This window comes from Janthinobacterium sp. SUN033 (assembly GCF_030397595.1).
GTDB classification, from domain to species: Bacteria; Pseudomonadota; Gammaproteobacteria; order Burkholderiales; family Burkholderiaceae_D; genus Janthinobacterium; species Janthinobacterium kumbetense.
Window position 1 is genome coordinate 592990 of sequence record NZ_JAPQNV010000003.1, and the last position, 10663, is coordinate 603652.

Genomic DNA, 10663 nt, shown 5'->3' on the forward strand with positions numbered 1-10663 from the left:
GAAGTCGGTATCAGCGGAAAACCACGGTCTTGTCGCCATTTTTCAGGATGCGGTGCTCGACGAACCATTTCACGGCGCGCGCCAGCACCACGCACTCGACGTCGCGGCCGATGGCCGTCAGGGTTTCCGCATCCATCGCATGGTCGACGCGCTCGACGTCCTGCTCGATGATCGGGCCTTCATCCAGGTCGCCCGTGACGAAATGGGCCGTCGCGCCGATCAGCTTGACGCCGCGGTGATGCGCCTGCGCATACGGCTTGGCGCCCTTGAAGCTGGGCAGGAAGGAATGGTGGATATTGATGGCGCGGCCGTCGAGCGCCTGGCACAGGCCGGGCGACAGGATCTGCATGTAGCGCGCCAGCACCACCAGGTCGATCTTGTGCGTGTCCATCAAGTCGATGATCTTCGCTTCCTGCGCCAGCTTGGCCGCTTCCGGCGCGCCGGTGGCCAGCGGCAGGTGGTGGAACGGAATATTGTAGCTGGCCGCCAGCTGGTAGAACTCCATGTGGTTCGACACGATGGCGGGAATTTCCACGTTCAGCAAGCCGCTCTTGTAGCGGAACAGCAAATCGTTCAGGCAATGGCCGATCTTCGACACCATCAGCATGACGCGCGGCTTGACGCGCGCATCGTGCAGCTGGCCGTGGAAGGGGCCGTTCAACTGCATGGCTTGCGACAGGTCGGCGAAGTCGCTGCGCAACTGGGCGTCGCTGACGGCGCCGTCTTCCAGCGCGAAATGCACGCGCATGAAGAACAGCTGGGATTCCTGGTCGCCGAACTGGGCGGAATCGAGGATGTTGCAGCCGCGTTCGGCCAGGAAGCCGGACACGCGGTGCACGATGCCGCGCTGGTCCAGGCAGGACAGGGTCAGGATGTATTCGGGATGCGTCATGGTCGCGGAATAAAGCAAAAAAAGTGGGCTATGCTCGGCTCAGCCACGCGCGCCGGCCATCGGCTGCGCTGCCGCGAGCCGGCTATTGTCGCACGGCCGGGCCAGTCAACCCGCATTTTCCACACAAGCAGCATGGCTGCCGGCGGCGGCAAGCCGATTCACGTTCATTTGATCTAACACAAAGTCATCGCATTTTTCCGCCTGCCAGGCGCCATTCCCCCGCCAAACGGGCCACTGGCGTGGAACCTGGCACGCCATCCGGCGTCTATCCCTTTGCTTGTTTCACCATACGCCGCATCCGGTGCACCGGGTGTTTCCTGGATCCGTTTTTCATTGAGGTAGAACATGTTCACAAACAGTATTTCCCCCAGTTTCAGCCCCGCCCTGAAGTCCCACCTGGAGGCCCAGTGCAATTTCGCCACGGAACTATCACGCAAGCTGGTCGATACGGCGCAGCAACTGAGCGAGCTGCATCTGCGGCTGGCGCAAGACTTGCTGCAGGAATGGAGCAGCGCCAGCCAGCAACTGCTGTGCGCGCGCGACACGGGCGAGTTCATGTCGCTGGCCGCAGCCCAGTTGCAGCCGAGCAGCAACAAGCTGCAGCAGTACCAGCAGCAGCTCGGCAACCTCGTCGCCAACGCCAATGTCGAAATGAACCGCACGGCAGAGAACCACCTGCCCGAAGCGAGGCGCACGGCCGTGGCCTTCGCTGACGAAGTGGTGCGCAAGACGGCCGAGGAAACGGAAAAAGCCACGCAGCGCCAGCGTGAAATGATCGAAAAGATGCACGCCACGGCCCCCAGCAATGGCGCCGGCCGCAGCCGCGATACCGGCAGGCAATCCGATCAGGCGCATTGAGCACTTGAATTGACCACTTGACCCCACTCGACAGCAAGGAGAGCGACATGGCTAGCAATCAAGGTAATGAACAGGGCAAAGGCGCTGGCAGCAGCCAGAAAGCCGGCGAATCGGGCAGCGGCAAAGGCCCGAGCAAACGCGGTTTCGCCGCCATGAACGAGGAACAGCAACGCGAAATCGCCAGCAAGGGCGGCCAGGCAGCCCATCAAAAGGGCACGGCGCATGAATTCGACTCGGAAGAAGCGCGCCGGGCCGGACAGAAAGGCGGCGAAGCCGTCAGCCGCAACCGCGAACACATGGCGGAAATCGGCCGCAAGGGTGGCGAAAGCCGGCAATCGGCCCAGCGCGCCAATGAAAGCCGCAGCGGCACGGCCACGCGCAGCGGCGGCACCGAGCAGGGCCGCACTGGCCGGCAAGGCGGCAAGGACGAGGACGACAAGGGCGGAGCAGGCGGAGCGGGCTGAGCGGGGCAGGCCGGGGCGGCCCTGGCAGCCCTGGCAGCCCCGTGCAAGAGCGGGTGCAGCGCGGGGGGCGGCGGTATGGTACATTCTCGCCTTACCGACACCTCCGCGCCACGCCCCGCCCTTCCCCGCATGCAGCCATCCCTGAAATACCTGAGCGCCTATTCCGAACAAACGCAAGCGCAAGTGCAGCAACTGATCGCGCAAGACAAGCTGGGCGACGTCCTGTTGAAACGCTATCCGAACGCGCACGATGTACGCAACGACAAGGCTTTATACCAGTATGTGCAGGACTTGAAGAATGAATTCCTGCGCAATGCCGAGCCCATCAACAAAGTGGCGTTCGACAGCAAGATCCATGTGATCCAGCACGCGCTGGGCTTGCATACCTCGATCTCGCGCGTGCAAGGTGGCAAGCTCAAGGCCAAGCATGAAATCCGCGTGGCTACCATGTTCAAGGAAGTGCCGCTGGAATTCCTGCGCATGATCGCCGTGCACGAACTGGCACACGTGAAGGAAAAGCAGCATGACAAGGCGTTCTACAAGCTGTGCACGTATATGGAACCGCAATACCACCAGTACGAATTCGACGTGCGCCTGTACCTGACCCAGCTCGACCTGTCCGGCCAGCGCCTGTGGTCATGACATCCATGTAACAATGCCGCCCCGGGCATCCATTGGGCGGCATTGCTGGTGTGGGTCAGAGTAGCCGCCCGGCAAGACGGGCGGCTCTTGACGCATGTGCCGGCGGGACCGGCAGCATGTTCAAGCTCAGGCGGCGTTCTTGCGGCGGTGCAGGAAGGCCAGCAAGCCCAGTCCGCCCAGCATCATGCCGTAGGTGGCTGGTTCCGGCACGGCACTCACGCTGGCGGCGATATTGTCGACCTGGAAGGTGTGCAAGGCGCCCTCCTGCCACGTTGCCGACAGCAGGTTGTTGAAACCCGTGAACGTGTAATCGCTGAAGTTGTGGCTGCCATCGAGGCTGAAGGTCTGGGTCACCGTGCCGCCGCCCACCTGATGGCCGAAGAACGTCACGTCGTAAGGGCCAAGCAAGCTCACGAAGTCAGCCAGACGGATCGAGCTCAGCGAGAAAGCGGCGCCATCGGTACGGCTCAAGGTTGTCGTCGTCAGCACGGTGGCGCCAAGACCGGCCGAGCCGGCATAGGCAAAGTTGCTTTGATGTGCGGAACTCAACAGGCCCAGGAAGCTGCTGTCGAAATCGTAGCCGCCTTCGGAGTAGGAATCGAAGACGGAGCCGAGGATGCCAGGGTGTTCCAGCGCATCGAAGCCGATGACGGTGGTTTGTGCGTGGGCGCCGCCGGCGGCGAGAATGGCGGCGACGGCAGTCGCGCGCAAGAGGGTCATTGGTTTCACAATAGTATCCTTTTCAAGATGATGAAGTAGCGAGGTTGTGGCAACTTGCAATATCTAGGCGTCGTAGCGGGAAACGGAAGGCGCCTCGCTGGGTGTCCGACATGCCTGTCTTTTGAACAATTGCAGTAGAACACATTCATGCATAAAAAGCATCTTCATTTTCAAAAAAACATGCCTATGTGGAAATATTCTAGCTATATTTATATTAATTAATTAATTGATCTTGATCAATTTTCCCGCACAGAAATAAAAAAGCCATGCATTTCACAATGCATGGCTCTGGATGAGACTTCACAAAGAAGATTTACGGCGCACTATCCTTCAGCCGCTGCACCAGGGCCGCAGGATCGACGTCGGCGTTCAGGAACGCCGCGTGCTGCGGGCGGATGAAGCCCTGTTCCTTGCCGTTTTGCACGAAAGCGATCAAGCCGTCATAAAAACGGTCGACATTGAGCAAGCCGATGGGCTTGGCGTGCAATCCCAGCTGCGCCCAGGTGAGCATCTCGAACAACTCTTCCAGGGTGCCATAGCCGCCGGGCATGGCGATGAAGGCGTCGGACAGGCTGGCCATCATCGCCTTGCGCTCGTGCATGTCCTTCACGATGAACTGCCGCGTCAAGCCCGTGTGGCCCACTTCGCGCTCGACCAGCTGGGTGGGAATCACGCCCGTCACCTCGCCGCCCAGGCGCAGCACTTCATCGGCGATCACGCCCATCAGTCCCACCTTGCCGCCGCCATACACGAGCGAGATATTTTCCGCCACCAGCACGCGCGCCAGTTCGCGCGCCGCCACGGCATAGTCCGGCGAGACGCCCGCGTTGGCGCCGCAATACACACATAAAGCCTTGATCACAGTATTCCCTACCCTTTCAATTCATCGATCGCCGCCTCGACCTCGAGGCGCTCCTTGGCGTCCAGTGCCACGCACTCGGCCGCCTTTTCATACAGGGCCAGCGCTTCCGCCAGCTTTTTCTTTCCGTCCAGCATATTCAAGGCGCGCGCATATTCGCTGTGCGCCAGCGCCGAATACGGCGTCAGGGCCAGCGCCGTCTTGAAGTGCTGGTAGCCATCTTCCTTGTTGGCGCCGTAGGTCAGGCCGCCTATCATGGCGCCGACCTTGTCGATAATTTCCGTATGATAAATCCCAAACGCGATATGCGCTTCCGCATGCATGGGCGCCACCGTCATCGTGCGGTCCAGGCTATTGCGCACGCGCGCGCCCATGCCCTGCGCCAGGGCCTTGACGACGGACGTGCCCAGCGCATAGCGGCCCAGGCTGTAGGCGTGCCAGTAGTAGCCGGCCGGATTGTCCGGCTGCTCGCTCTGCTGGCGCTCGCAGCGCTCCGCCACTTCCTCGTACATGTCGAGTTTCCGGCTGTCATCCACTTCCAGGTGCGTGGCATAGATGCAGGTCGCCTTGTGCGCCACCGCATAGCCGGGCACGCCGACAGCCAGGCCCAGTTTCACGGCCCGCTCGAAGTCGCCCGCATGGAAGGCCAGCCACGCCTGCACCAGCGCCGGGTGCGTGGGAAAGGGTTCCACATCGCCCGCATGCAGGCGCGGCCAGGCCGCTTCCAGGGTTTGCGGGGTGTAGACATATGCTTCGTCCGGATAAGGAAATTGTTTCCAAGCCATATATCTCTCCTGTAAATGACGACGTGGCGCCAGCAGTCGCGTCAGTCGTTCTTGAGTTTGGTCACATACTCTTCCGACAGTTTGCGAAACAGCAAATGCGTTTCATTGCGTAAATACGGCCCGATCAGGGACAGCACCTGGTAACAGCCGCGCGCCAGCGCGTCGGACATCGATTGCTGCTCGCTGTACTTGCGCGGGTTGCGCACATATTCGTACGACAGCCAGTAGGTGGCGACGACCACCATATTCGTCGCCATCGCGGCCACTTCCATGTCCGACGCTTCCAGCGACTGTTCGCTGCGCAAGTCTTCGCACAGCTGCGTGGCCACCTTGATCTTGTGCGCCAGGATCAGCTTGAAGTGCAATTCCAGCTTGCGGTTGCGCGACAGCAAATCGTTGAGGTCGCGATAGAAGAAGCGGTAGCGCCAGATCAGTTCGAACATCAGGTGCAAATACAGCCAGACATCCTCGATATTCGAGCGGCGCCCGTCGGGCACGGTCAGGATGCGTTCGATTTCCGCCTCGAACTGGACGAAGATGGAATTGACGATGTCGTCCTTGTTACGGAAGTGGTAATACAGGTTGCCGGGCGAAATGTTCATCTCTTCCGCAATCACGGTCGTCGTGATATTCGGCTCACCAAACTCATTGAACAGGCGCAGCGACAACTCCAGGATGCGTTCGCGGGTACGGCGTGGTGCTTTTTGTAGCATGGCGGGCAATCTCTCTGTGTTCTGCCTCAAGCATACCACCTAAGATAGCTGTAATGAAACACTCCGCCCCCGGGCGCCGGCGAAAAGCCCGGGCAAGAAAAAGCCTGCTCGCGCAGGCTGGAGGGATGCGGCACCGGCTCAGGCGGCCGGCGCTTTTTTCTTCGCCGCCGGTCTCGCCGCCGGCTTGCCTGCCGCTTTGCTGGCCGGCTTGGCCGCGGCGCGCGGCGCGCTCCGGGCTGCCGGCTTGGCCGGGGCCTTGGCGACGACCGCTTTCGGCGCGGTTTTCGGTGCCATTTTCGGCGCCGCCTTCACGGCGGGCTTGGCCGCGGCCTTCGGCTTGGGCGCCGGCGCGGCCTGGGCCGACAGCGCCGCCACCTGCCGGCTCAAGGCCTCGATCTGCGCGTGCAGTGCGGAAATATCCTGTTGCGTGGGCACGCCGATGGTGGCCAGGGCGCGCGCGACACGCTCTTCAAACACCTGCTCCAGCTTGTCCCAGGAGCCGCTGGCCTGCTTGCCCACGCCATCGGCCAGCTTGCTGACACTGTCGCTCACGCCGGAAACCTTGTCTTCGGCGCGCTTCTGGAATTCCGTGCCTTCCTTCACCAGCCGGGAAAACACGCGTCCCCCCTCTTCCTGCGCCTTGGCGAAGGCGCCCAGGCCCGCTTGCCAGATCTGCTGCGCCGACGAGCGCACGGCGTTCGCCAATTCCTTGTCTTCCGCCAATTCCTTCAATTTCTTCACCATCGCCAGCTCCCGTCATATGAAAGGCCATGCCACTTCATGGATACTTTTATTCTAGAGAGCAAAACTAGAGACGGGAGTCTAATCCGATAGAAAGCTGCCTCTGAAGGTGCGCCAGCGCACGCAGCGGCCAGCGCCTAGGCCGCCGCCTTCACCTGGCCATGCAGCAGCTTGTGCAGGCGGAAACCTTCGCGGATATTCTCGCGCAGCACGGCGCCTTTCCACGGTTTCGTGTAGAAGCGGTCGACGGCGCCGCGGTTGATGGCCGCCATGATGGGCGTCAGGTCGGCAAAGGCCGACAGCATGATGCGGAAAGTGTCGGGACACAGGTGCTTGACCCGCTCCATGAATTCGGTGCCGCTCATGAGCGGCATGCACTGGTCGCACAGGATCACCTGCACCTTGTGGCGCGCCAGGATGTCGAAGCCTTCGGCGGCCGTCTGCGCCGTGAGGATGCGGTAGCCGTCCTGCGCCAGGAAGTCGCTGAGCACGTCGAGCATGAAGACATCATCGTCGACGATCAGCAAAGTTTGCTGCTCTTCGCCGGCGGCATCCTCAGGCGCCTGCAGCAACTTGCCGCCCATCAACATCTGCTCGAATTCCTCGTGCGGCACGGGGCGACTGAAATAATACCCCTGCATCTCGTCGCAGCCGTGGCGCCGCAAATAGGCCAGCTGCGCGTCGTTTTCCACGCCTTCGGCGATCACTTCCAGCTTCATGCTGTGCGCCATGCTGATGATGGCCAGCACGATGGCCGCGTCGTCCGGATTGCTGGTGACTTCGCGCACGAAGGCGATGTCGATCTTCAGCTTGTCGATGGGGAAGCGCTTCAGGTAGGCCAGGCTGGAATAGCCGGTGCCGAAATCGTCGATGGAAATCTGGATGCCCAGCGCCTTCAGGTTGCGCAGCACGGCGATGGTTTCCTCGGCGTTCGACATCAGCGAGCTTTCCGTCAGTTCCAGCTCCAGCAGCTCGGGCGCGATCTCGTATTTGCGGATGGCCTTGAGCACCTCCTCTTCCAGGCCGCCGACGAAAAACTGGATGCCCGAGACGTTCACCGACAGGTGCACGGGCCCGATGCTGCTGGCGCCCCACTCGCTGATCTTCTTGCACGCTTCGTCGAGCACCCAGTTACCGACGCGCACGATGAGTCCCGTTTCTTCCAGCAGGGGGATGAACAGGGCCGGCGAAACCATGCCGTGACCGGGGCGGCGCCAGCGTATCAGCGCTTCGGCGCCGCTGATGCGCCCCGAGATGATATTCACCTTGGGCTGGAAGAACAGCACGAATTCCTCGTTGTCGATGGCGCGCCGCAGGGCGTTTTCCATGTCCAGCCGCGCCATCGACTGCGCATTCATTTCCGCCGTGAAGAAGCGGAAGGCGTCGCGGCCCGCCTCCTTGGCGCGGTACATGGCCGTGTCGGCATATTGAATCAGCGTGTCCGCATCGACGCCATCGTCGGGGTACACGGAAATGCCGATGCTGACCGTCACCGTCACTTCATGGCCCTGCAAATCGAAGGGCTTGCGCATCGCCTCGCGCACCTTGTGGACCACGCCCACGGCGTGCTGGGCGCCGTCGGGCAGCACCAGGATGGTGGCAAATTCGTCGCCGCCAAAGCGGCCGATGGTATCGCGCACGCGCAGGCAATCGACGAGGCGGCTGGAAAACTGGCGCAACAGGTCGTCGCCGATGGTGTGGCCCAGGGTGTCGTTGATATTCTTGAAGCGGTCGATATCCATGAACAGCACGGCCACGGCCCACTGGTGTTCGGCCGCCTGGGCCAGGGAATGGGTCAGCGAGACGTAGAACTGGCTGCGGTTCGGCAAGCCCGTCAAGGTGTCGAAATGGGCCAGCTTCATCAGGCGCTGCTCGGCATCCTTGCGCTCGGTGATGTCGCGCGCCACGGCCACCAGGATCCAGCTCTGCCCCGAGCGCAGGGTGCGCCGCTGCACTTCCACCGACAGCGGCGAGCCGTCCTTGCGCTGCAGCTGCAATTCCGTCATCGGCCCGCCCTGGTCGCCGGCCAGCAGCTTGTTGTACAGCTCTTCCAGCTGGGATTCGCCGTCGTGCGCGCGGCCCGGCCCCACGCGCAGGAAATCCTCGCGCTCGAAACCGAGCATGCGGCAAGCCGTCTGGTTGACGTCGACGAAGCACATGCCGGCGCGGTCGACGAGGAAAATCGCGTCGGCCGTGGCGTCCATCGCCAGGCGGAAACGGCGCAAGTCTTCATCGAGGCGGATGCGCGCCGCCATGTCCAGTGTCAGCTGCTCGTGATGGCGCTTGATTTCGTCGTACAGCAGCAGGTTGTCGTAGGCGACGGCGATCTGCGCCGCCACCGTGGCGGCGACCCGCTCGTCGACTTCGGAAAATTCAGTCGCCCCCAGCTTGTCGACCAGGTACAGCCAGCCGTGGCTGCGTTCGCGCGAGGCGATGGCCACGCCCAGGAAGGAGTGCACGGGCGGGTGCGTGTCGGGCAGGCCCAGCGCGCCGGGGTCGCCCTTCAAGCCATTGACCCGGTAGGGCTGGCGCTGCTCCAGCAAGCGGTTCAGGATGCCCGTGCGCGGCGCGCTGGCGATGCGCTCGAGGTTTTTCTCGGCGCCGCACGAAGAAAAATAGCTGAGCTTTTCGGCGCCCTCTTCCAGCACGCCGATGCAGGCGTACTTCGAGACGCAGATATTCTGCGCCACCTTGCAGCCGGCCTCGATCAGGGCGCGCGGATCGCGTTCGGCGCCCAGTTCGATGCCCAGCTCGATCAAGGCCGTCAGGCGCAGGCTGACCGCCTGCAGGCTCGACAGCGAACGCGACAGGCGCTCCGTCATGACGCCCAGGTCTTCGGGGATGGCGGCCTGGCCCTCGCGCTGGCTGGCCAGCTGCGAAATCTGCTGGCTGCTCGATTCGAGTTCATCGAGGTAGCCGCTGACCTGGTGCTCGATGCCGGCCAGCTTGCCCGAGGCGGGAAGCGCCGCGCCGCCGGCGCCCGGCGCCCCCTGCACCTGTGCCGCCGCCGGCATCAGCCCCAGCGCCTCGTTGACGGTGCGCACGATGACCTCGGGGTCGGACGGCTTGGGCAGCACCCAGCGCACGCCGCAGGCCTGCGCCAGCAAGATCGCTTCCTGCTCGCGGTAGGTGGCCGTATAGAAGATGATGGGCACGTCGGTCAGCGCGGGGTCGGCATGCACGCGCGTGACGAATTCGTAACCGTCCATGTTCGGCATGAGGATGTCGGAAATGATCAGGTCGGGCCGCTCGGTGCGCAGGATTTCCAGCGCGTCGGCGCCATTCGCCGCTTCCAGCAGGCGGTGGCCGCCGTAACCCAGCAGCGCGGTCAGGAATTCGCGGTTCAGCACATGATCATCGACGATCAGGATGGTAGCTATGTCGTTTTTAACTGGCGTCGACGGCGCCCCGGGTAAAAAAGACTCCAGCTCCGCAACGAAAAGGTCAGGCTCGATCGGCTTGCCGATGTAGCCATTGAAGCCCGCCTCGAGCAGGCGTTCGCGGTCGCCCACCATGGCCAGCGCCGTCACGGCCAGGGCCGGGATCGCGCGCAGCCGCGGGTCTTTCTTCAGCTCCGCCACCACGCCGTAGCCATCGAGCTTGGGCAAATGCACGTCGCAAATGATCAAGTCCGGCAATTCGCTGCGCGCCATGCGCACGCCCTCTTCGCCGTCATAGGCTGCCAGCGGCGTGTACCCGAAGGCGCGCAGCAAATACACCATCAATTCCATATTGGTGGCGTTATCTTCAATAATCAGGATACGTGCGGACAATTAGCGCCCCCAATAAAAACTGCATGGACTCATTTTCCGCCTGCGTTCAACTTTCCGCATGCGCGGCTAACATAACAATCCTATAACATCTTGCCATACATCCAGAAAAATATCTGTGCGCAGGATACCTGCAGAGCTTCGCAAGCGGCCTCGGGAACAAATTTCCGCCAGCCGTCTTCTGACGTTAGCTTAATACAGTACGCCAGTGGAAAACAG

The 10663-nt window shown here is 62.2% G+C and carries 10 protein-coding genes; 3 read left to right on the forward strand and 7 right to left on the reverse strand.

The features are described from left to right. Positions 1-10 precede the first annotated feature (10 nt). Positions 11-892 (reverse strand): formyltetrahydrofolate deformylase, encoded by an 882-nt coding sequence (gene purU / locus OX460_RS15700; protein ID WP_077401742.1) that lies wholly within the window; start codon positions 890-892, stop codon positions 11-13. Between the two features lie 345 nt (positions 893-1237). Between purU and OX460_RS15705 the strand changes: the two genes are divergently transcribed. The 3 genes from OX460_RS15705 (at position 1238) to OX460_RS15715 (ending at position 2856) form a co-directional block, all read left to right on the forward strand. Continuing rightward, on the forward strand, positions 1238-1750 hold the full coding sequence (locus OX460_RS15705; protein WP_099664830.1) for a phasin family protein: 513 nt from the start codon (positions 1238-1240) through the stop codon (positions 1748-1750). Positions 1751-1797: 47 nt separating this feature from the next. Then, complete coding sequence (locus tag OX460_RS15710; protein ID WP_099664831.1) at positions 1798-2214, forward strand: KGG domain-containing protein; 417 nt, start codon at positions 1798-1800, stop codon at positions 2212-2214. 129 nt (positions 2215-2343) lie between these two features. Further along, entirely contained in the window at positions 2344-2856 is a 513-nt protein-coding gene (locus OX460_RS15715) for a M48 family metallopeptidase (protein WP_034758768.1), read from the forward strand. A 126-nt stretch (positions 2857-2982) separates the two neighbouring features. On the opposite strand, the gene OX460_RS15720 is transcribed toward OX460_RS15715, so the two are convergent. The 6 genes from OX460_RS15720 to OX460_RS15745 form a co-directional block, all read right to left on the reverse strand. Further along, the gene (locus OX460_RS15720; RefSeq protein ID WP_289899366.1) at positions 2983-3576 is read right to left on the reverse strand and encodes a PEP-CTERM sorting domain-containing protein; all 594 of its coding nucleotides are present in this window, start codon (positions 3574-3576) and stop codon (positions 2983-2985) included. A 313-nt stretch (positions 3577-3889) separates the two neighbouring features. Beyond that, a complete protein-coding gene (locus tag OX460_RS15725; protein WP_289899367.1) occupies positions 3890-4435 on the reverse strand; it encodes a TIGR00730 family Rossman fold protein in 546 nt (181 codons plus the stop codon). An 11-nt stretch (positions 4436-4446) separates the two neighbouring features. Beyond that, positions 4447-5220, reverse strand: a complete 774-nt coding sequence (locus tag OX460_RS15730) for a hypothetical protein (protein ID WP_289899205.1) — start codon at positions 5218-5220, stop codon at positions 4447-4449. 41 nt (positions 5221-5261) lie between these two features. Further along, on the reverse strand, positions 5262-5933 hold the full coding sequence (locus OX460_RS15735) for a TetR/AcrR family transcriptional regulator (protein ID WP_034758777.1): 672 nt from the start codon (positions 5931-5933) through the stop codon (positions 5262-5264). A 138-nt stretch (positions 5934-6071) separates the two neighbouring features. Continuing rightward, positions 6072-6677, reverse strand: coding sequence for a phasin family protein (locus OX460_RS15740; RefSeq protein WP_289899206.1), 606 nt, complete (start codon positions 6675-6677; stop codon positions 6072-6074). 134 nt (positions 6678-6811) lie between these two features. Then, entirely contained in the window at positions 6812-10447 is a 3636-nt protein-coding gene (locus OX460_RS15745) for an EAL domain-containing protein (RefSeq protein ID WP_289899207.1), read from the reverse strand. Positions 10448-10663 lie beyond the last annotated feature (216 nt).

What these genes read in the sequence shown, in the direction of transcription:
- OX460_RS15740 (WP_289899206.1), bottom strand. Translation starts at nt 6,677, where the DNA reads ATGGTGAAGAAATTGAAGGAATTGGCGGAAGACAAGGAATTGGCGAAC.
- OX460_RS15710 (WP_099664831.1), top strand. Translation starts at nt 1,798, where the DNA reads ATGGCTAGCAATCAAGGTAATGAACAGGGCAAAGGCGCTGGCAGCAGC.
- OX460_RS15720 (WP_289899366.1), bottom strand. Translation starts at nt 3,576, where the DNA reads ATGACCCTCTTGCGCGCGACTGCCGTCGCCGCCATTCTCGCCGCCGGC.
- OX460_RS15730 (WP_289899205.1), bottom strand. Translation starts at nt 5,220, where the DNA reads ATGGCTTGGAAACAATTTCCTTATCCGGACGAAGCATATGTCTACACC.
- purU (WP_077401742.1), bottom strand. Translation starts at nt 892, where the DNA reads ATGACGCATCCCGAATACATCCTGACCCTGTCCTGCCTGGACCAGCGC.
- OX460_RS15735 (WP_034758777.1), bottom strand. Translation starts at nt 5,933, where the DNA reads ATGCTACAAAAAGCACCACGCCGTACCCGCGAACGCATCCTGGAGTTG.
- OX460_RS15715 (WP_034758768.1), top strand. Translation starts at nt 2,344, where the DNA reads ATGCAGCCATCCCTGAAATACCTGAGCGCCTATTCCGAACAAACGCAA.
- OX460_RS15705 (WP_099664830.1), top strand. Translation starts at nt 1,238, where the DNA reads ATGTTCACAAACAGTATTTCCCCCAGTTTCAGCCCCGCCCTGAAGTCC.